The organism is Roseicyclus sediminis, assembly GCF_025515305.1.
In the GTDB taxonomy this organism is placed as follows: Bacteria; Pseudomonadota; Alphaproteobacteria; order Rhodobacterales; family Rhodobacteraceae; genus Roseibacterium; species Roseibacterium sediminis.
Window position 1 is genome coordinate 139,968 of record NZ_JAOPHT010000001.1, and the last position, 18,291, is coordinate 158,258.

Sequence of the window (18,291 nt, forward strand, 5' to 3'; positions counted from 1 at the left end):
GCTGGTCTGGGAAAATCGTCGACCGGGGCCATGTATCCCACGCGCGGCGCCGGTTCAATGACGCCGGCCCGATCAAGGCGCGGCACCGATTGCAAAACCACCGGACCGGGTTCAGTCTGGGCAAAACGGGCAAAGAAGGCAGGAGCAGACAGGGCAGCACATGCGCTACGCCAGTCTCGAGGAGTTCGCGGCCGACCGCACCGATCCCGGCAAGGGGCCCTTCGCCGTGCTTGTCTGCGAGGATCGGACGGAAGTTCAGAGCACGCTCGACCACCTCCTCGGCCTCGGGTTCCGCGCCGTCTATCTCGTGGCCTCGCCCGACATCGGTGCCGAGGCGCTCGTCGCGCGGGAGGGAGTTCCCGTCCACGTCATCGTCGACCGCGGGCGGCGCCCCGAAGCGGCACGGGATGCCGTCAACGCGCTGATCGCCAAGGTGCCGGGGCAGTGGATCCACTACTGCTACAACGGCGAATACCTGTTCTACCCGTTCTGCGAGGACCGGACCGTCGGAGAAATGACGACCTGGGTCATGGAGGAGCGACGCAACGCCGTCCTGACCTTCGTGATCGACCTCTACGCCGGCGACCTGACGCGCCACCCGGACGCCGTCTCGCTCGATGCCGCGCTGTTCGACAGTTCGGGCTACTACGCCGAGACCCGCAGGCGCGAGCCCGATGAGGTGATGGAGCGGCAACTCGACTTCTACGGCGGGCTGCGCTGGCGCTTCGAGGAACACGTGACCCCGGCCAAGCGGCGCATCGACCGGATCGGCCTGTTCCGGGCCAGGCCGGGGCTGGAATTGCGGCCGGACCACACGCTGAACGACGAGGAAATGAACACCTACGCCTGCCCCTGGCACCATTCGCTCACGGGCGCGATCTGTTCGTTCCGGGTGGCAAAGGCGCTGCGGACCAACCCGGGCTCGCGGCACGACATCGACGATTTCCGCTGGTACAAGTCCGAGCGGTTCAACTGGTCGTCGCTGCAACTGATGGAGCTTGGCCTGATGGAGCCGGGGCAGTGGTTCTGAGACGCTAGATGCGCGCCGCCCTCACCGATCCGCCGATCCTGGCGCTGATGGTGGCACAGACCCTGATCTGGGCATCGATCTTCTATGTCTTTCCGGCGCTGGTCCTGCATTGGCAGGACGAGTTCGGCTGGTCCTCGGGGCAGGTCATGGGCGCCTTCTCGCTGGCGCTGGCGATCCAGGGCCTGGCCTCGGGTCGCGTTGGCGGACTGATTGACCGGGGACTCGCCCCCTTGTCCATGCCGACCGGCGCGGTGCTGGGGGCGCTCTGCCTCGCGGCGCTGACCCAGGTGCAGCACCTGTGGCAGTTCTATGCGGTCTGGGCGGTGATGGGCCTTGCCATGAGCCTCACGCTTTATGACGCGGCCTTCGCGCTGGTGGTGCGCGGCCGGGACGAGACGGCGCGGGCGGGGATCACGGCGATCACGCTGGTCGCGGGTTTCGCCTCGACGCTGGCCTACCCGCTGACGGCTTGGTTGTCGGACCTGTCGGGATGGCGCCTCGCCGTCTGGGTGCTGATCGGCCTCGTGCTCGCCGTGAACCTGCCGCTTGCGACCTTCGCCGCGCGGCGCCTCGAACGGGAAGGGGCGGGCCGCGCGCTCCCCGATGCGACACAGGCGCCAGAGGCATGGAGACGCCCCGGCTTCTGGCCCGTGACGCTCGGCTTTGCGCTGTCGGCGCTGGCGGTCGGGATCGTGGTCAGCCACCTCCTGCCACTGCTGACGGCCGTGGGAGTCGGAACGGCATCGGCGGTCCTCGCGGCCTCCATGATCGGACCGGCGCAGGTGGCCGGCCGCATCGCCCTGACCCTGGGCGGGGCGAGGACCGCGGCGCGTACACTGTCGATCCTCGCCTTCGGGGGGATGGGCCTTGCCGCATCGCTCCTCTTCGGGGCAGGCGCCCTTCCCGCGATCGTTTTCGCCTTCGCGCTCCTGCACGGAATGTGCACCGGGATCGTCAGCATCCTGCGTCCCGTGGTGATCCGCGAGACGCTCGGCTCCCGGAACTTCGGCGCGGTGCAGGGCGCCGTCGTTCGCCCTTCGCTCTTTGCCTTTGCGGCCGCGCCCTTCGTCGCCGCGATGCTTGCCGATGCGGGCGGCTACCTGCCCGTCCTCGCGTTGTGCATCATGGCGCAAGGCGCGGGTGCGGTCCTTCTGTCCCGCCTGAGGACATGAAAAGGGCGGCCCACATGGGGCCGCCCCGCAATCCGTAAAAGATGGTCCGTATCAGGCTTCGGCGCGCTCGGCCTCGATGGCCTTGGGGCCGGTCGTGGCGATCTCGATCCGGCGCGGCTTCAGAGCCTCGGGCACTTCGCGCACGAGATCGATATGCAGCATGCCGTTTTCATGGACCGCACCGGTCACCCGGACATGATCGGCCAGTTGGAACCGCTTCTCGAAGGCGCGCGTGGCGATACCGCGATGCAGGTAGGTGCGCTGCGTCTCGTCCTTCTCCTTGCGGGCGGCGATGACCAGTTCGGCCTCGCGCTGCTCGACCGCAAGCTCGGTCTCGGCAAAGCCCGCGACGGCGATCGAGATGCGATAGGCATTCTCGTCGATCTTCTCGATGTTGTAGGGCGGGTAGGTCGAGGGCGCGCTGTCCTGGGTCAGGACGCGGTCCAGAAGGTCCGCCATCCGGTCGAAACCGACCGTGGCACGGTAGAGCGGGGAAAAATCGTAGGTTCGCATGGGTCATCCTCCATTGAGCGACAACGATGAGCGGAACGGCCCCGTGCGTCGGGCACCGTCCAATTGATCGCGCCGGTCCGGAACCGGCCCCGGCGCAGTCCTGAGGTGGGAAAGGAATTCGGCGGTTTCAACCCCCTTCAGGGCCGGATGAACCGCGCCCCGATCTGCGACCGCCCGCCATCGCCGGACAGCGTGCCAAACCGCGATCCATGCGCCTCGGTGCCACCGTCGAGCTGCCCGAGCAAGGCCGCCACATGACGGTCGAGCGCCACTGCCATGGACAGTTCCGCACCCTGCCGGTCCGTCGCGCTGGCCGAGATCACCGCGACGACCTCGGGCACGCCGTCCACGATCCGCATGACCGGCGAGCCGGAGCTGCCCTGCACCACGCGGCACGAAAGGACGCGCACATCTTCCGCCCCTTCCAGCACGCGGCAGCCTTCCTCGATCGAGGCGTGGGCTTCGCGCCGCGCGCCGTAGGAGACCACCGTCACCTCCAGCCCCCGCACGGCACGGCGTCCCGTCGGAATGGGCGCGATGCGGTTGGAGCGCACCGGCAGGTCGAGCTCCAGAAGCGCGATGTCCTGCCCGATCCCCTCGAGGTCCGGATCGGAGCGGGGCACGTAGCCGGCCGGCACGACACTTTGCCGGACGCCGCGCATCGCCTCGGCCCGCCCGTTGCGAAGGCCCGCGAGGAAGGTGAGCGACCGGTCGGGGAAACGCTCCATCGTCTCGGGATGATGGAGGCAATGCGCCGCCGTCAGCACGAGGCGGTCGGTGATGAGGGTCGCGGTGCAGAAGGAAACTCCGGTGTCCAGCCGCCCCACCCCGGTCCAGGGCTGCGCGTCATCGGCGCTGGTCAGTGGGCGGAGCAGGTCGAGCCCGGCCGCCCTCTGCTGGCTCGGCAGGTCCTGAGACAGCACCGGGCCGGCGAGAATCACCGCGAGAACGGTCAGGAAAAGACGTCGCATGAACCCTCCGGGCATGGGTGTCGCCGGATAGGCTAACTTGCCGGGATGGCACAAATCGGGCCCGTTTGTGGGCCCCCGACGGCCATTGCCGCGCCCCTGCGCCGACCTCAGCGCAGGACCGGCACCGGCACCTCGCGCTTGCCCGGCGCGTCGAGCGCTGGCGGACGCGGACCGCCCGTGGCCCAGTCGAGCAATTCGACGGTATGCACGATCGGCACCTCGGTGCCCGACCCGATCTGCATCATGCAGCCGATGTTGCCCGCCGCGATGATGTCGGGCCGCGTCGCCTCAAGCGTCTCGACCTTGCGCGCCTTGAGCTGCCCGGAAATCTCCGGCTGCATCAGGTTGTAGGTGCCCGCAGACCCGCAGCAGAGATGGCTGTCGGCCGGCTCCACCACCTTGAAGCCCGCGCGCTTCAGGAGGTCCTTGGGATAGGTCTTGATCTGCTGCCCGTGCTGGAGCGAGCAGGCCGCGTGATAGGCGATCTTCAACCCCTTCGCCTCCCCCTCCGGCAGGTCGAGCTTCATCAGGACCTCGGAGACGTCCATCGCGATGGCGGCCACCGCCTTCGCCTCCTCGGCAAGGCTTTCCGTCCGGAACATGTGGCCGTAATCCTTCACGGTCGTCCCGCACCCGCTCGTGTTGATGACGATGGCATCCAGCCCCTCGGCCTTCATCTCGCGCGTCCAGGCCCCGATATTCCTGGCCGCCGTCGCGTGGCTCTCGGCGGTCTTGCCCATGTGATGCGTCAGCGCCCCGCAACAGCCCTGCCCCTCCGCGATCACGACATCGCAGCCGAGCCGCGTCAGCAGCCGGATGGTCGCATCGTTGATGTCGGTATTGAGCGCCCGCTGCGCGCAGCCCGTCATCAGCGCCACACGCATCTTCCGCTCGCCTTCCGCCGGGAAGACCTGCGGATCGTCGTTGCGGCTGACCGGCGGGATCGTCTTCGGCGCCATCGCGAGCATCGCCTTGAGCCGCGCGTCGGGCATCAGGAAGGCGAAGGGCCGCCCGATCTTGGCCCCGAGCAGCGCGATCCGGAACCGCGTCGGATAGGGCAGGATCCGCGCCAGCGTCCAGCGCAGCATCCGCTCGAACAGGGGCCGTTTGTAAGTCTCCTCGATGTATTCCCGCGCATGGTCGACGAGGTGCATGTAATGCACACCCGAGGGACAGGTCGTCATGCAGGCGAGGCAGGAGAGGCAACGGTCGATGTGCCTGACGGTCTTCTCGTCGGCCGGCCGACCCTTCTCCAGCATGTCCTTGATGAGGTAGATCCGCCCCCGCGGACTGTCGAGCTCGTCCCCCAGAACCTGGTAGGTGGGGCAGGTCGCCGTGCAGAACCCGCAATGCACGCAGGTGCGCAGAACCTCGTTCGATCGCTGGATCGCAGGGTCCTTGAGCTGCTCGGGGGTGAAGGTGGTCTGCATGTCCGCGCTTTCAGATCAAGGGAAGGATGACGAGGCCGAAGAGTGCCGATGCCGCGAGAAACACGAGGGTAAAGACCACCCGCGCCGCCCAGACGTTCTCGAACCGGCCAAGGTAGAGGTGGTAGAGCATGCCCGAAGCCGCCGCCGCGAGAAGTCCGACACCGAAGCCGCCGACCCGCTGCCCCGGCAAGCCGAGGACGTCGCCGCCGATGACGATGGCTGCGAAGATGAGCGCCGCCGCCAGGACAAGCGCCCCCTGCGCCAGCGCCGCTCCCCGCGGCCGGTTCGTCATCAACGCCAGCCCGGCGAAGAGCGCACCTGCAACCAGCGCCACGGGCAGGGCCTCGATCAGCACCGCCGCCATCTCAGGCCGCCATCAGACCGGGGTTGAGGATGCCGCGCGGGTCGAACTTGCGCCGCAGCCCTTCCGACAGTGCCGCGATCGGCGCGGGTTCGGGCTGGAACGGGGCGATGCGCGCCCGCGTCTCGGCCGAGGCGCGCACAAGCGTCGCGTGGCCCGCGTAGGCGCCGAGACGCGCGCGCAGGTCCGTGCCTTGGGGAACCCGTGCCCAGATCAGCCCGCCGCCCCAGTCGTAGAACACCTCGCCCCCGGTCAGTGCGGCGATCCCCGGCGCGTCCGTCGGCCTGACCGAAAGGCGCCAGACATCGTCAGCCGACCCCGCGAAGGGCAGGACGTCGCGAATCCCGAGCCAGGCCTCTCCCACCTGCACCGGATCCACCTCGGCCCGGACGGCGCCGAAGGGCTTGAGAAGGTCCAGGAGTCGCCCGGTGCGGTAGGCCACGCTCGCCGCGAACCCCTCGAGCCGCAGCATCGTCAGCGGCACACCCTCGGGACCCGCCGGAAGATGCGCGGCGCCCGTCACCTCGAAGGGGGAGCCCAGCGCCACCGCCATCGCCTCCACCGCCTGCAGGTCGCCCAGACCGTCGATCACCACGCAGGCCTGCGTCTCGGTCGCCGGCAGGACCTTGAAGGCCACCTCCGTGAGCACGCCCAGCGTTCCCCGGCTGCCCGCCAGCAGTTTCACGAGGTCGTAGCCGGTGACGTTCTTCATCACCCGGCCGCCGTTCTTCAGGATGGTCCCGGTCCCGTCGACGAACCGCACCCCGATCAGGCTGTCGCGGCAGGCCCCGGCCTGGATGCGCCGCGGCCCCGAAACGTTGGCCGCCACGACGCCGCCGATCGTCGGCTCGCCCCCGGTGCCGAGAAGCACCCGGTGATCCATCGGCTCGAAGGGCAGGCGCTGGTTCTCGGACGCCAGAACCGCCTCGACCTCGGCGAGCGGCGTTCCGGCGCGCACCACGATCGTCAGCGCGCCCGGCTCGTACAGCTCGACACCGCTCAGCCCGCCGACCGACAGGACCTCACCCTCCACGGGGCGGCCCACAGGCCGCGTCCCGCCGCCTTCGATGCGCAGCGGCCCCGTGGCGGAGGCGACGGCCTCGCTCAATTCTGTCTCGGTGGTCGGCGTCAGCACGGGCCCGCGCTCCTTCATCTTTCCTCAAATACGCATGGGGGAGCGCGAGGGGGCCAGCCCCCTCGCACGGGTCGGCGCCGTCAGGCGGCGAAAGCCCCTTCCCGCCGCGACGCCGAGGCGGCGAGCGGGAAGACCTTGGCGGGGTTCAGAAGCCATTCGGGATCGAACACGTCCTTCACCTTCATCTGGATCTCGAGATCCTGCGGTTCGAACTGCGCCGTCATCAGGTCGCGCTTCTCGATCCCGACGCCATGCTCGCCAGTCAGGCAGCCGCCGACCTCGACGCAGAGCTTCAGGATATCCGCCCCGAAGGCCTCGCATTTTTCGAGATCGCCGGGCTTGTTGGCGTCGAAAAGGATCAGCGGGTGCATGTTGCCGTCGCCCGCGTGGAACACGTTTGCGACGTCGAGGCCGTAATCCTTCGACATTTCCCCGATCCGGCGGAGCACAAGCGGCAGGGCGCTGACGGGGATCGTCCCGTCGAGGCACATGTAGTCGTTGATCTGTCCCATCGCGCCGAAGGCCGATTTCCGGCCGAGCCAGATGCGTTTCGCCTCGTCCTCGGACTGCGCCTCGCGCAGCTCCACCGGGTTGTGGCGGCGGGCGATCTGCAGGATGACGCCAAGCTGTTCGTCAATCTCGGCGGGGCTCCCCTCCACCTCCACGATCAGGAGCGCCTCGCACATCGGATAGCCGGCCTTGGCGAAGGCTTCCGTCGCCTCGATGCAGGGGCGGTCCATGAATTCGATCGCGACGGGCAGGACGCCCGCCTTTATGATGTCGGAGACGCAGGCGCCGGCCACCTCGTTCGAGTCGAAGCCCATCAGGACGGGCCGCGCGCCTTCCGGTTTCCGCAAGATGCGCAGCGTCGCCTCGGTCACGATCCCGAGCTGCCCTTCCGAGCCGCAGATCACGCCAAGCAGGTCGTAGCCCGGCGCGTCGAGATGCGCGCCGCCGATCTCGAGGATCTCGCCCTCCATCGTGACCATGGTCACGCCGAGGAGGTTGTTCGTCGTCACCCCGTATTTCAGGCAATGCGCTCCGCCCGAGTTCATCGCGATGTTGCCCGCGATGGCGCAGGCGAGCTGGCTCGAAGGGTCGGGGGCGTAGAAGAAATCCTCCTGCTCCACGGCGCCCGTCACGCTGAGGTTGGTGCGGCCCGACTGCACGCGGATGATGCGGTTGTCGTAGTCGGTCTCGAGCACCCGGTTCAGCCGCGAGACGCCGACGATGACGCTGTCGGCCGTTGGCAGCGCGCCACCTGCAAGCGAGGTGCCGGAGCCGCGGGGGACGACCGGCACGCCCTCGGCATGGCAGACCTTCAGGACGGCCGCGACCTCCTCGGTCGAGGAGGGAAGGACCACGGCGAGCGGCGGACACTTGTAGGCGGTCAGCGCGTCGCACTCGTAGGCGCGCGTCTCTGCCTCGTCGTGAATCACGGCCGAGGCGGGCAGCACCTCCTGCAGGCGCGCGACGATGCGGGGCTTTCGGGACAGAACCTCGCTGTCCGGCACGGGCATTTCCATCGGGTCCTCCTCCCAGAAGCCGCCTGATTGGTAAAGAAACATAACCAATTTAAGAGTCGAGGCAAACGAAAAGACGCCACACCCCGCACCCCCGAGGCAAAATCGCCTCTTGCGGAGCCTACAGTTTGCCGTCAGGTCAGGCGACATGGAATGGGTCAAGGTGCTGCATTTGCTGGCCGTTCTGGGCTGGATGACGGGGATCTTCGTGGCCCCGCGCGGCCTTATCTTCTGGAAACGCGAATACGCGAAGACAGGTGAATTCGGGCCCGCGGGGGACCTGACGGTACGTGTCTACCGCTTCTCCCTCGGTCTCGGCGTGGTCGCGATTCTCAGCGGTCTTTGGCTTTTCTGGTGGTGGAGCTTTCCCGGTTGGGCCTGGGCCAAGCTCGGGATCGTGAGCATCCTCGCGCTGCATTACGGATGGACCGGACGCCTCGTGCTTCGCGCGAAAAAGGGCGTGTTCGAGGAAAGCGACCTCTGGCTGAGGGTGTTCAACGAGCTCAGCGTGCTCTTCGCGATCGGCGTCCTGATCCTGGTGGTTTTCAAGCCGTTCTGAGGGCACACTGGCGCCCGAGGCCAAACCCCGGAGGAGAGACGCCATGCGCACCGTGATCGCCGCCCTTGTCCTGAGCCTGCCCGGCCTGGCCGCCACGGCAGATCCCGTGGACGATATCCTCGCGGCCGCAGCCGCCGACTGCTCCGGTTTCGAGAACGGCGTCTTCGATGCGGCGGACGCCGTGGTCGAAGTCGACCTCGACGGACAGGAGCCTCTCGACAGGCTGGTGGACACGTCGCGTTTCACCTGCTCCTCGGCGGCCAGCATGTATTGCGGCTCGGGCGGCTGCAGCCTGCATGCCGTGGTCGGCGACGAGAGCTGGGAGTTTCAGGCCGAAGGCTGGCGCATGATCGATTGGGACGGACTGACGATCCTGCTCGTGGCGCGCGACGGAGGATGGTGCGGCGGTGCGGGGTCGCAGATCTGCTTCGAGGCGGTGAACTGGAGTGCAGGCTCCATGCTGACGGTCATGCCGCCGCCGGGTTGAGCTGCGCCTCAACAGCTTGTGAGCCGACAGGACGCCTCCATGGCCTTAGGCTGGGTGCATGGATCGTATCATTCTTCCAGCCACCCTTTGCCTTGCCGCGGCGGCCGCCAGCGCCGACCCCGCCCTGGTGGAGGATGTGACCCTCGTCCATGGTGGAGATGATTGGACCGTCGCCGTCGCGATCCGGCATGGCGATACCGGCTGGGACGATTACGCCGACGGCTGGCGGATGGAGACGGAAGGGGGCGCCATCATCGGCACGCGTGTCCTGCTGCACCCGCATGTCGAGGAACAGCCCTTCACCCGCTCGCTCGGCGGCGTGACGCTGCCTGCGGGCACCACCGAGGTCTTCATCCGAACGCGGACCAGCGTGACGGGTTGGGACGATGCCGTGCATGGTCCCGTGGCGGTTCCCATCGATGCGATCGACTAGGCGCTGCCGCGCCCGTGCATTGCCCAAAGGTTGCCAGATTCCCGCGATAGCATCGCCGCATTGGAAAAAACCGCGCATTGGTCATCGCCATGCATCAGAATTACCGAACGAGTCGTCGCGCACCGGACGCATACGAGAAACGCCGCTGCAGCCGCTGCCGTGCCACCGGCGACGCGCCCTGCGGGGTCTGCGGCGGATCAGGCACCGTCCTGAAAGGGGCCGACATCGAGGGACGCCCGATCATGGGCCGCTGCGACGGCTGTTTCGGGCGAAAGACCGTCCGCTGCCCGACCTGCGGTGGCGAACGCTTCGTCTGAGCCCTCTCAGCGGCGCCCTTCGCGGAGCCACGCGCCCAGCATCAGAGCCGCGGCGACCAGCAGGAACAGCCAGGCCGAGACCAGCGGCGTCACGGTCACGTCCGTCGTCAGGTAAGCCTCGCGCGTCGTGAACCCGATCCAGCCGCGGCCGCTTGCGTTGCGCCCTTCCGCGACCCGGCGGATGTCGGGAAAGCCGTCCTCGAGGCGCATGACGGCGCCCGAGAACGGCTCCGTGGCCGGGATCAGGCGGTCGCCGCTCGCGATCGTCTCCTCGAATTCACGCGGGGCGGCCGGACCAAGTGCGATCACGGTTTCCAGGGTCCCGTCCGTCATTCGGTAGAGGCCCTGCTCGGCGCCCTCGATATCGGCCGTGAAACGCCCCGGCGCGGTCTCTTCCAGCGTCAGGATGCCTTCCGTCCCGTCGGGATAGGTCACGGTGACGTCGGCGGCCGTATCGGCCAGCGTCCGGCGGGTGACGCTCACGGTCTGCCCGTCCGCCCGCGCGATCAGCGCTTCCTCCTCCAGGTCCGGTTCGCCCATCATCCAGTGGGCAAGCCTGCGCAGCATTTCCAGCTGCGGCCCCCCGCCTTCATAGCCACGGTCCCAGAGCCAGGCGTGATCTGAGGCAAGCAGAGCCACGCGCCCCTCGCCCACGCGGTTCAGCATCAGAAGCGGCGCATCGTTCACCCCGGTCATCACCGTCTGGCCGCCCTGCTCGGTCAGTTCGATCTGCCGGAACCATCGGCCCCAGGGCGCGTCCGAACCCGCCAGCGGCGTATGCTCGGCCTCCAGCCCCGCGGTTACGGGGTGCCGCTGCCCGAGATCCGAGATCGCGGGCAGGTAGGGCTGCTCGATCACGCGCGCGGTGGGGCGCCCGGGCAGGATCTCGGACAAGGGCGTCCGGTAGAGCGACGCGGCCGAGGCGAAATCCGGGCCAGCGGCCAGCAGAAGCGCGCCGCCGTTCAGGACGTATTGGCGGATGTTGTCGATATAGAGCATCGGCAGGATGCCGCGCCGCTGGTAGCGGTCGAAGATGATGAGATCGAACTCATCCACCGCTTCCATGAACAACTCTCGCGTCGGAAAGGCGATGAGCGACAGCTCGGAGACGGGCACACCGTCCTGCTTGTCCGGCGGCCGCAGGATGGTGAAGTGCACGAGGTCCACCGAGGGGTCGGACTTGAGCAGGTTCCGCCAGGTCCTCTGCCCCGGATGAGGCTCGCCCGAGACGAGGAGCACGCGCAGCCGGTCGCGGATCCCGTTGATCTGCACCACGGCGGCGTTGTTCCGGTCGGTCAGCTCTCCGTCGGCCTCGGGCACGATGAACTGGATCACGTTCTGGCCCGCATGGCTCAGCGTCAGGGGCAGGTTGAGCGTCTCGCCCACCGGCACCGTGAAGCTCTGGGGTTCGTCCCCGTCGATGGCGATGAGGATTTCCGAGCGCCCGGCAAGGTCCGTGGGCACCGCGCCCTGGTCCTCCAGCCGGAGGCGCAGCTGGAATTCCTCGCCTATGATGGCGAAGGCGGGGGCGTTCTCGATCACGAGGCGGCGGTCCCAGTCATCGGCGCGCCCGGTCAGCAGCGCATGGATCGGGGCGGGCATGTCGGGCACGAGTTCCGCATCATGGAGCTGCCCGTCGGTCAGGAGGATTGCCCCTGCAATGCGCGCACGCGGCTCCTCCGCCATCATCCGCGTCAACTCACCCATGAGGAGCGTTCCGGCATTGTCGGGCGCGTCGCGCACCGTGGCGGTGCGCAGCTCCATACCCAGTGCCGCGACCTCGGCCTCCAGCTCGGCCAGTGCCTCCGCCGTCTGGTCGCCCCGGTCGGAAAGCCGTTGGCTCGCGCTGTCGTCGATCACGAGAAGGACGATGTCCGAAAGTGGCTCGCGCTCCTCGTTCTGGAGAGAGGGGTTGAGCAGCGCGGCCAGCAAAACAGCGCCGGCGGCCAGCCGGAAGGGCCAGCCCGCGAGACCCCGCCAGATGGAAAGACCGACGATCAGCACGGTGACCACCGCGAGCGCGTAGATCAGCGGGAGCGACAGGAGCGGGTCGAGAAGGATCTGGCGCGCCATCGTCACTGCCCCAACCGTTCGAGAAGCGCCGGCACATGCACCTGGTCGGACTTGTAGTTGCCCGACAGCACATGCATCACGAGGTTCACCCCGAAGCGGAGCGCGATCTCGCGCTGGCGGTCGCCGGTCATGCCGCGCCCCACGGGCAGAAGCGGACGGCCACTCTCGTCCACCGCCCAGGCCGCGGCCCAGTCGTTGCCACCGATCAGCACCGGCGTCACCCCGTCATTGAGGTTGCGGAACGGCATCCCCTCGATCTGTTCGGCATCGGGCGGCGCGGCCTCGACCCAGACGTCGCGGCTGATGTGGCGGCCGGGGAAGTCCTGCAGCAGGTAGAAGGTCCGCGTCAGCACGTGGTCCGGTGGAATCGGCTCCAGCGGCGGGATATCGAGCGGCGCGGCCAGCAGGCGCAGACGGCGGCCCTCCGGTGTGCCAGAGCCGAAGCCGCCGACATTGGCGTCGCGCGTGTCGAAGACGATCATGCCGCCCGAACGCAGGTAGTCGTTGAGCCGCCTGTATGCCTCGGTCGATGGCATCGGCTGGTTCACGGAAACCGGCCAGTAGAGCATCGGGAAGAACGCAAGCTCGTCGGTCTCGAGGTTCACGCCGATGGGCGGCGCGGGCTCCACCGAGGTGCGCGACCAGAGCGTGTTGCTGAGGCCCTGAAGACCGGCCCTCGATATGCGGTCGAGCTCGGCGTCGCCCGTCACCACATAGGCGAGCGTCACCTCCGTCGTGGCCAGAAGCGCCAGTTCGTCTTCGGGCGAAAGGCTGGCGGGATCGCTTTCCTGCGCGGAGGCCGGCTGCGGCGTCGCCAGAAGGCTCGCGGCGAGAACGATCGCCGCGGCGCGGCCGAGCGCACCCGAAAGCCGCCCGGCCAGCCAGAGCGCGGCGATGGCGTCGACCAGCAGAAGCGCCAGCGCCCCGGCGAGGAAGGCCGCCATCAGGTCCGTCGGCTCGACGACGGCCATGCCCTCGACCGGGATCGCGGCGGGCCAGACGGCGGGGGTCAGAACGGTGTCTGCCGTCATCACGTTGCGGGCCAATCGCTGTGCGCCACCCGCATACAGGCCCGGAAGCAGATCGGCGGAGAGCGGCGCCTCGACGAGCCTGTCGCCGGGCACGCCGGGACGGATGCCCGCGTCGCGCAATGTGCCGAAGCCGTCGAGCACGTCCTCGGGCACCCAAATGACGCCCTCCACGTCAGCGGCATCGGGCGTGGCCGGGCGCGTCGAGACGGCCAGACGCTCGAGCATCTGCACGAAGAGACCGGACAGCGGCAGCGTCGACCACTCGGCGTTGGCGGTGACATGGAACAGCACGACGCTCCCCTGCCCGAGCGGGGCGCGGGTGACGAGCGGCGTTCCGTCGGTCAGCGAGGCGATGGTGCGCTCGGACAGCTGCGGATCGGGCTGCGCCATGACCTGGCTCGTCACCGTCACGTCCTCGGGGATGGCGAGACCGGCGAAAGGCGAACCTTCCTCGAAGGGGCGCAGCTGTTTCGGCTCACCCCAGGACATCGCGCCACCCACGCTGCGCCCGCCCGCCCGAAGGCGAACCGGCATGAGCGGTCCGGCACTGTCCCGGGCCACGTCAGACGCGGCCAGCCGGGGCCCGGCGAAGCGCACGAGGAGCCCGCCTGTCTCGACCCACTCGATGAGCGCCGCTTCCTCGTCGGGCGAGAGCGTCGCGACATCTGCGAGGATCACGGCGTCGGGGCTGGCGAGCAGCATGTCGCTCAGCCCGCCTTCCATGAGGTCCGCCGTCGGGGCGAGTGCCTGGCGAAGGTAGTGGAGCGGCGACAGCAGCGCTTGTGCCTCGCCCTCTCCATGCGCATCGATCAGGGCGACCTCCCGGCGCTGCAACGCGTCGTCGGTCAGCGCCACGGCCCCGGCCGAGCGCTCGCCGGCGACCTCGAAACGGGTGATCCGGTTGCGCAGTTCGGGGGGCAGGTCGAAGACGGCCTCGGTCGTCGCCTCGCCCGCGGGGAAGGCCACGACCTCGCGCGCGAGATCGCGCGGGATGCCCGCCGGGTCGAGGCCATGGGCGACCACGGTCACTTCACGCGGGGCCGTTCCACCCTGCCGCTGGAGCGGCGTCCGGATCGTCCCGTCCTCGAAGCGTGGCGGCCCGAGCGCGATGACATCGCGCGCGCCCTGGAAAACGGATACCGGACCGATCGCTTCGAACGCGTCGAGCAGGTCGCCGCGCCCCGCATGCTCCAGCCCGTCGGAGACCCAGAATACGGCCGCCTCCGTGTCGAGCGTCTCGGCCCACTGGGCGGCGGCGGCGAAATCGGGCGCGTAGGGCGCGGGCTGCAGCGACGGCAGGCGCGGGGTCCAGGCATTGGCTGACTGGAAGGAAATCTCACCGCCCGGCAGGTCGGTCAACGCCACGAGCGCCACCGGGCGCCCCGCCCGGCCCGCTTCGTCGAGCAGGATTTCCACCCGCTCGATCCGCGCGGACCAGTCCCGTGCCGAGGCCCAGGACGCATCCATCACGATCAGGAGCGGCCCGTCTCCCGCGCGCTCGGCCTGCGGGTTCAGCACCGGGCCCGCGAAACCGATGATCGCCGCGGCGACCGCGAGCATGCGGAGCAGGAGGAGCCACCAGGGCGTCTTGTCCGTCTGGCTGTCATCGTCGCGCAGACCGAGGAGAAGAGCCACGCCCGGGAACCGGCGGCGGATCGGGGCCGGGGGCACGGCGCGCAGCAGCCACCACAGGATCGGCAGGGCGACGAGCGCGACCAGAAGAAGCGGCGTGCTGAAGGCAAGGTTCGCGATCATCGCAGGCCCTCACCACGCTGGCATGGTTTCATCGGCGAAACCCGCGTTTTCCGGCACCCCGTCATGACCGCACCTTCTGGAGCGCGCCGTAGAGCCAAAGGAGCGACGGTTCCGCCGGCTGGTCGGTGTGGTGCACGTGAAAGCGCCAGCCGGTGCGCCGCGCAGCCTGGGCCAGGCGGTCCTTCCGTTCGGCCAGCCGTGCCAGATATTCCTCGCGCAGGGATTTCGCCTTCAGCGTCTCGAAGCGGATCGCGCCCGACATCGATTCGAAGACCGTGCGCCCGTCATAGGGAAACGCCTCCTCGTCGGGATCGAGTACCTGCACGAGCGCTCCCTTCACGCCCCGATCGGCGGCGCGGCCCAGCACCTGCTCGATCGGCGTCGGGTCGCCGAGGAAATCCGAGAAGAACACGGCGCGGCTTCCTACCGGAAGAACCCTCGGCCGGGGCGCGCCGTAGTCGCCTTCCTCGTGGCCGTCCATCAGCGCCTGCGCCATGCGCAGAAGCTGCGCACGTCCGCCGCGCGGAGGCTCGTTCAGATGCGTCAGGCCGACCCGTTCGCCGCCGTGCACCGCGAGGATCGAGATCGCCATGGCCAGCGTCTGCGCACGGCGCAGCTTCGAGGGCCGTTTCGAAGACCCGGTGAAGGTCATCGAGGCGGCGTCGTCCACGCCGATCATGACCGACTGCGCCGCCTGCCATTCGGTCTGGCGCACGAAATGCCCGTCCGACCGGGCCGAACGGCGCCAGTCGATGGCGCGCAGGGCGTCGCCGGCCTCGGCCGGGCGGTATTGCCAGAACTCGTCGCCCGTGCCCGCACGCTTGCGCCCGTGGGTGCCCAAGAGCACCGTCGAGCTCAGATGCTGCGCATCCGCCATCAGGGCCGGCAGCGCCGCCGCTAGGGTCTCGGACCGCGAGCGAAGCGTTTCGGGCGTATGGAGCGCGGACTGGCTCAAGCGGCCGCCTCGACCCGCGTGACCCGTGCGGTGACCTCGTCGATGACCTGCGAAAGCTCGGCCCCTTCGGCACGGGCCGCGAAGGTCAGCGCCATGCGGTGCGTAAGCACCGGGCGTGCCAGCGCGGCCACATCCTCGACCGAGGGCGCGAGCCGCCCGTCCAGCAGCGCGCGCGCCCTGACCGTCAGCATCAGCGCCTGTGCCGCGCGCGGCCCGGGTCCCCAGGCGACGGAGCGGCGCACGGCCTCGGACGCATCCTCGCCTTCGGGGCGGCAGGCGCGCACGAGATCGAGGATGGCCTCGACGACCGCCTCGCCCACCGGCATCTGCCGCACGACCCGCTGAGCGGCCATCAGCGTCTCGGGGTCGAAGACCTGGGACGCCTTGGCCTGCTCCAGGCCGGTGGTGGCGATGAGGATGCCGCGTTCCGTCTCGCGGTCGGGATAGGGCACGTCGATCTGTACGAGGAAACGGTCGAGCTGCGCCTCGGGCAGCGGATAGGTGCCCTCCTGCTCGATCGGGTTCTGGGTGGCGAGCACATGGAACGGCGCGGGAAGCGGGCGGTGCTGACCGGCGATCGTCACCTCACGCTCCTGCATCGCCTGCAGAAGTGCCGACTGGGTCCTGGGCGACGCGCGGTTGATCTCGTCGGCCATCAGGAGGCGGCAGAAGATCGGCCCTTCGATGAAGCGGAAGCTGCGCGCGCCATCGGCGCCGGTTTCCAGCACCTCGGAGCCGAGGATGTCGGCCGGCATCAGGTCTGGCGTGAACTGGATGCGATGCGCGTCGAGGCCCATGACCGTCGAAAGCGTGTCGACCAGCAGCGTCTTGCCGAGCCCCGGAAGCCCCATCAGGAGGGCGTGCCCCCCCGACAGCATCGCCGCCAGCGTCAGCGTCACGACCTCCTCCTGGCCGATGATCCGGGTGGCGATCGCCGCCCGCGCCTCGGCGAGTTTCCCGCCCAGGGCTTCGATTTCGGCCACAAGGGTCTCGCTCTCGGACATGGCAAAGCTCCGCATGATGCATATCTAGTATCAGGTAACAGACCTATTCCGCCGACCACAAATGGCAAAAGGCCACCCTGCAGAAATGAGGGACACATCATCGTGACGGACCGAGCCAAAGCCGCCCCAACCCCTGGCGCCGACAGCCTGATCTCAGCCGCGCGCACCGCTGAGAAAGCGGGGAAACTTCCGCCCGTTCACCTTTGGGACCCGCCGTTCTGCGGCGATATCGACATGGAGATCCGGCGCGACGGCACATGGTTCCACGAAGGCACCCCGATCGGCCGCAAGCCGCTTGTGCGGCTTTTTTCAACGATCCTGAAACGCGAGGGGGATGCCTATTTCCTCGTCACGCCGGTGGAGAAGGTGGGGATTCGCGTGGAGGACGCCCCCTTTGTCGCCGTCGATCTGGAGGCCCGGGGCGCCGGCCCGGACCAGGTCGTCACCTTCACCACGAATGTCGGCGACGTCGTCGTGGCCGACCGGGATCACGCCATCCGCGTCGTCCGCGACGACAGCGGCGAGCCCAGTCCCTATGTCCACGTGCGTGCCGGGCTGGAGGCCCTCATCGACCGCAAGAACTTCTATCGGCTCGTCGACCTAGGCGAGGCTCACAAGGTCGGCGGCACCGACTGGTTCGGTGTCTGGTCGGCCGGAGAATTCTTTCCGATCATCCCCGTCGCCGAGCTGCAGGTCTGAGACCGCACCCGCGCGGACGCCGGCTCAGTTGGCTTCGGCCTGGGCCAGTTCGCGGCTCGCGGCGGCGGCGGCCTGCGCGTTCAGAAGCTCGTAGTTGTCGTCGGAATCATCGTCATAGACGCGGCTTTCCCGAACGCCCGGTATCTGCGAGAACTGCTGCATCGTGCGGGTCGGGAACAGGTTGCGCGACATCGACTGGAACCCCGGCGTGCGCATCAGAACCGACGACACGGCCGCCGAGCACTGGGCCGACGGAACCGGGCCATAGGCCTCCACCGCCTCGATGAGGGCGACGGCCTGGCCGGGGGTGATATCCACCTCCTGCACGACGACGTGATAGGTCTCGCGGGCGTGATAATCGATGTAGAACCCGTAAAGCGTCGGCGTCATCCCGTAGATGACGTCGTTGCGCTCGGGGGCGAGCGGGTGCCGCCAGCTGCCGGCCGGATCGAACAGGACGCGCTCGGGTCCGTCGATCAGCAGAGCCGAATGGCCGCCCGAACCATTCCGGTTCGATATCATCGTCAGCAGCGTGACCCGGGCCGGTCCGTCGGGCACGTAGCGCGCCTGCGACACGGCCTCGTCGGGGGCCCACACGGGCTCGGCCGCGCAGGCACCGAGAACGGCCACGAGGCCGATCGCGGCGAGGGGCCGGATCATGCGGCGGAACACGGCTCGCATCCGCCCGCGCCTCAGGTGGCGAAAATGGCGAGGAACAGGATGATCAGGATGCAGACGATCGCGATGTTGACCGTCCAGCGCATGAACCCGAAAAAGGTCTTTTCCTGCTGGCTGATGTCCATCTCGCCGCGCTTGTAGTCGTTATCGGCCATGGGTTCGCTC

At 68.7% G+C, this 18,291-nt stretch carries 18 protein-coding genes; 6 read left to right on the top strand and 12 right to left on the bottom strand.

Annotation, left to right across the window (positions count from 1 at the left end; genetic code table 11):
* Nucleotides 1–160: 160 nt before the first annotated feature.
* Nucleotides 161–1,030 carry a glycosyltransferase family 2 protein gene (locus N8I71_RS00670; protein WP_262875994.1) on the top strand — a complete coding sequence of 290 codons (870 nt, stop codon included), beginning with the start codon at nucleotides 161–163 and terminating at the stop codon, nucleotides 1,028–1,030.
* Between the two features lie 8 nt (nucleotides 1,031–1,038).
* Nucleotides 1,039–2,202, top strand: coding sequence for an MFS transporter (locus N8I71_RS00675; RefSeq protein WP_262875995.1), 1,164 nt, complete (start codon nucleotides 1,039–1,041; stop codon nucleotides 2,200–2,202).
* 51 nt (nucleotides 2,203–2,253) lie between these two features.
* Here N8I71_RS00675 and N8I71_RS00680 read toward each other — a convergent pair whose 3' ends face one another.
* The 6 genes from N8I71_RS00680 to N8I71_RS00705 form a co-directional block, all read right to left on the bottom strand.
* Nucleotides 2,254–2,715, bottom strand: a complete 462-nt coding sequence (locus N8I71_RS00680) for an Hsp20 family protein (RefSeq protein ID WP_262875996.1) — start codon at nucleotides 2,713–2,715, stop codon at nucleotides 2,254–2,256.
* 137 nt (nucleotides 2,716–2,852) lie between these two features.
* Nucleotides 2,853–3,686 carry a trypsin-like serine peptidase gene (locus N8I71_RS00685; protein ID WP_262875997.1) on the bottom strand — a complete coding sequence of 278 codons (834 nt, stop codon included), beginning with the start codon at nucleotides 3,684–3,686 and terminating at the stop codon, nucleotides 2,853–2,855.
* A gap of 107 nt (nucleotides 3,687–3,793) precedes the next feature.
* A complete protein-coding gene (gene glcF / locus N8I71_RS00690) occupies nucleotides 3,794–5,116 on the bottom strand; it encodes a glycolate oxidase subunit GlcF (protein WP_262875998.1) in 1,323 nt (440 codons plus the stop codon).
* 10 nt (nucleotides 5,117–5,126) lie between these two features.
* On the bottom strand, nucleotides 5,127–5,480 hold the full coding sequence (locus N8I71_RS00695; RefSeq protein WP_262875999.1) for a hypothetical protein: 354 nt from the start codon (nucleotides 5,478–5,480) through the stop codon (nucleotides 5,127–5,129).
* A gap of 1 nt (nucleotide 5,481) precedes the next feature.
* Nucleotides 5,482–6,609, bottom strand: a complete 1,128-nt coding sequence (locus N8I71_RS00700) for an FAD-binding protein (protein ID WP_262876347.1) — start codon at nucleotides 6,607–6,609, stop codon at nucleotides 5,482–5,484.
* Nucleotides 6,610–6,692: 83 nt separating this feature from the next.
* Nucleotides 6,693–8,138: an FAD-linked oxidase C-terminal domain-containing protein gene (locus N8I71_RS00705; RefSeq protein WP_262876000.1), complete on the bottom strand. Its 1,446-nt coding sequence runs from the start codon at nucleotides 8,136–8,138 to the stop codon at nucleotides 6,693–6,695.
* A 145-nt stretch (nucleotides 8,139–8,283) separates the two neighbouring features.
* Here N8I71_RS00705 and N8I71_RS00710 point away from each other — a divergent pair, with 145 nt between their 5' ends.
* Genes N8I71_RS00710 through N8I71_RS00720 form a run of 3 tightly spaced genes read left to right on the top strand, consistent with a single transcriptional unit; the run spans nucleotide 8,284 to nucleotide 9,614 of the window.
* On the top strand, nucleotides 8,284–8,694 hold the full coding sequence (locus N8I71_RS00710) for a CopD family protein (protein ID WP_262876001.1): 411 nt from the start codon (nucleotides 8,284–8,286) through the stop codon (nucleotides 8,692–8,694).
* Between the two features lie 43 nt (nucleotides 8,695–8,737).
* Complete coding sequence (locus tag N8I71_RS00715) at nucleotides 8,738–9,181, top strand: hypothetical protein (protein ID WP_262876002.1); 444 nt, start codon at nucleotides 8,738–8,740, stop codon at nucleotides 9,179–9,181.
* Between the two features lie 58 nt (nucleotides 9,182–9,239).
* A complete protein-coding gene (locus N8I71_RS00720; protein WP_262876003.1) occupies nucleotides 9,240–9,614 on the top strand; it encodes a hypothetical protein in 375 nt (124 codons plus the stop codon).
* Nucleotides 9,615–9,937: 323 nt separating this feature from the next.
* On the opposite strand, the gene N8I71_RS00725 is transcribed toward N8I71_RS00720, so the two are convergent.
* From N8I71_RS00725 to N8I71_RS00740, 4 genes are all read right to left on the bottom strand, one after another.
* Nucleotides 9,938–12,004: a hypothetical protein gene (locus N8I71_RS00725; protein ID WP_262876004.1), complete on the bottom strand. Its 2,067-nt coding sequence runs from the start codon at nucleotides 12,002–12,004 to the stop codon at nucleotides 9,938–9,940.
* 2 nt (nucleotides 12,005–12,006) lie between these two features.
* Complete coding sequence (locus tag N8I71_RS00730; RefSeq protein ID WP_262876005.1) at nucleotides 12,007–14,790, bottom strand: DUF4159 domain-containing protein; 2,784 nt, start codon at nucleotides 14,788–14,790, stop codon at nucleotides 12,007–12,009.
* Between the two features lie 61 nt (nucleotides 14,791–14,851).
* A complete protein-coding gene (locus N8I71_RS00735; protein WP_262876006.1) occupies nucleotides 14,852–15,745 on the bottom strand; it encodes a DUF58 domain-containing protein in 894 nt (297 codons plus the stop codon).
* Nucleotides 15,742–16,749, bottom strand: coding sequence for an AAA family ATPase (locus tag N8I71_RS00740; protein WP_262876007.1), 1,008 nt, complete (start codon nucleotides 16,747–16,749; stop codon nucleotides 15,742–15,744). Before N8I71_RS00740 ends, N8I71_RS00735 begins: the two co-directional genes overlap by 4 nt.
* 147 nt (nucleotides 16,750–16,896) lie before the next feature.
* Here N8I71_RS00740 and N8I71_RS00745 point away from each other — a divergent pair, with 147 nt between their 5' ends.
* The gene (locus N8I71_RS00745; RefSeq protein ID WP_406676060.1) at nucleotides 16,897–17,448 is read left to right on the top strand and encodes a DUF1285 domain-containing protein; all 552 of its coding nucleotides are present in this window, start codon (nucleotides 16,897–16,899) and stop codon (nucleotides 17,446–17,448) included.
* 24 nt (nucleotides 17,449–17,472) lie between these two features.
* Here N8I71_RS00745 and N8I71_RS00750 read toward each other — a convergent pair whose 3' ends face one another.
* Both N8I71_RS00750 and N8I71_RS00755 read right to left on the bottom strand, forming a co-directional pair.
* Entirely contained in the window at nucleotides 17,473–18,108 is a 636-nt protein-coding gene (locus N8I71_RS00750; RefSeq protein ID WP_262876009.1) for a hypothetical protein, read from the bottom strand.
* Between the two features lie 32 nt (nucleotides 18,109–18,140).
* Nucleotides 18,141–18,281 carry an aa3-type cytochrome c oxidase subunit IV gene (locus N8I71_RS00755; RefSeq protein ID WP_262876010.1) on the bottom strand — a complete coding sequence of 47 codons (141 nt, stop codon included), beginning with the start codon at nucleotides 18,279–18,281 and terminating at the stop codon, nucleotides 18,141–18,143.
* Nucleotides 18,282–18,291: the final 10 nt, after the last annotated feature.

Bases quoted from the DNA above. Each gene is read 5' to 3' on its own strand.
- N8I71_RS00680 (WP_262875996.1), bottom strand. From the start codon at position 2,715: ATGCGAACCTACGATTTTTCCCCGCTCTACCGTGCCACGGTCGGTTTC.
- N8I71_RS00715 (WP_262876002.1), top strand. From the start codon at position 8,738: ATGCGCACCGTGATCGCCGCCCTTGTCCTGAGCCTGCCCGGCCTGGCC.
- N8I71_RS00740 (WP_262876007.1), bottom strand. From the start codon at position 16,749: ATGTCCGAGAGCGAGACCCTTGTGGCCGAAATCGAAGCCCTGGGCGGG.
- glcF (WP_262875998.1), bottom strand. From the start codon at position 5,116: ATGCAGACCACCTTCACCCCCGAGCAGCTCAAGGACCCTGCGATCCAG.
- N8I71_RS00750 (WP_262876009.1), bottom strand. From the start codon at position 18,108: ATGATCCGGCCCCTCGCCGCGATCGGCCTCGTGGCCGTTCTCGGTGCC.
- N8I71_RS00695 (WP_262875999.1), bottom strand. From the start codon at position 5,480: ATGGCGGCGGTGCTGATCGAGGCCCTGCCCGTGGCGCTGGTTGCAGGT.
- N8I71_RS00675 (WP_262875995.1), top strand. From the start codon at position 1,039: ATGCGCGCCGCCCTCACCGATCCGCCGATCCTGGCGCTGATGGTGGCA.
- N8I71_RS00730 (WP_262876005.1), bottom strand. From the start codon at position 14,790: ATGATCGCGAACCTTGCCTTCAGCACGCCGCTTCTTCTGGTCGCGCTC.
- N8I71_RS00755 (WP_262876010.1), bottom strand. From the start codon at position 18,281: ATGGCCGATAACGACTACAAGCGCGGCGAGATGGACATCAGCCAGCAG.
- N8I71_RS00710 (WP_262876001.1), top strand. From the start codon at position 8,284: ATGGAATGGGTCAAGGTGCTGCATTTGCTGGCCGTTCTGGGCTGGATG.
- N8I71_RS00720 (WP_262876003.1), top strand. From the start codon at position 9,240: ATGGATCGTATCATTCTTCCAGCCACCCTTTGCCTTGCCGCGGCGGCC.
- N8I71_RS00670 (WP_262875994.1), top strand. From the start codon at position 161: ATGCGCTACGCCAGTCTCGAGGAGTTCGCGGCCGACCGCACCGATCCC.
- N8I71_RS00685 (WP_262875997.1), bottom strand. From the start codon at position 3,686: ATGCGACGTCTTTTCCTGACCGTTCTCGCGGTGATTCTCGCCGGCCCG.
- N8I71_RS00725 (WP_262876004.1), bottom strand. From the start codon at position 12,004: ATGGCGCGCCAGATCCTTCTCGACCCGCTCCTGTCGCTCCCGCTGATC.
- N8I71_RS00705 (WP_262876000.1), bottom strand. From the start codon at position 8,138: ATGGAAATGCCCGTGCCGGACAGCGAGGTTCTGTCCCGAAAGCCCCGC.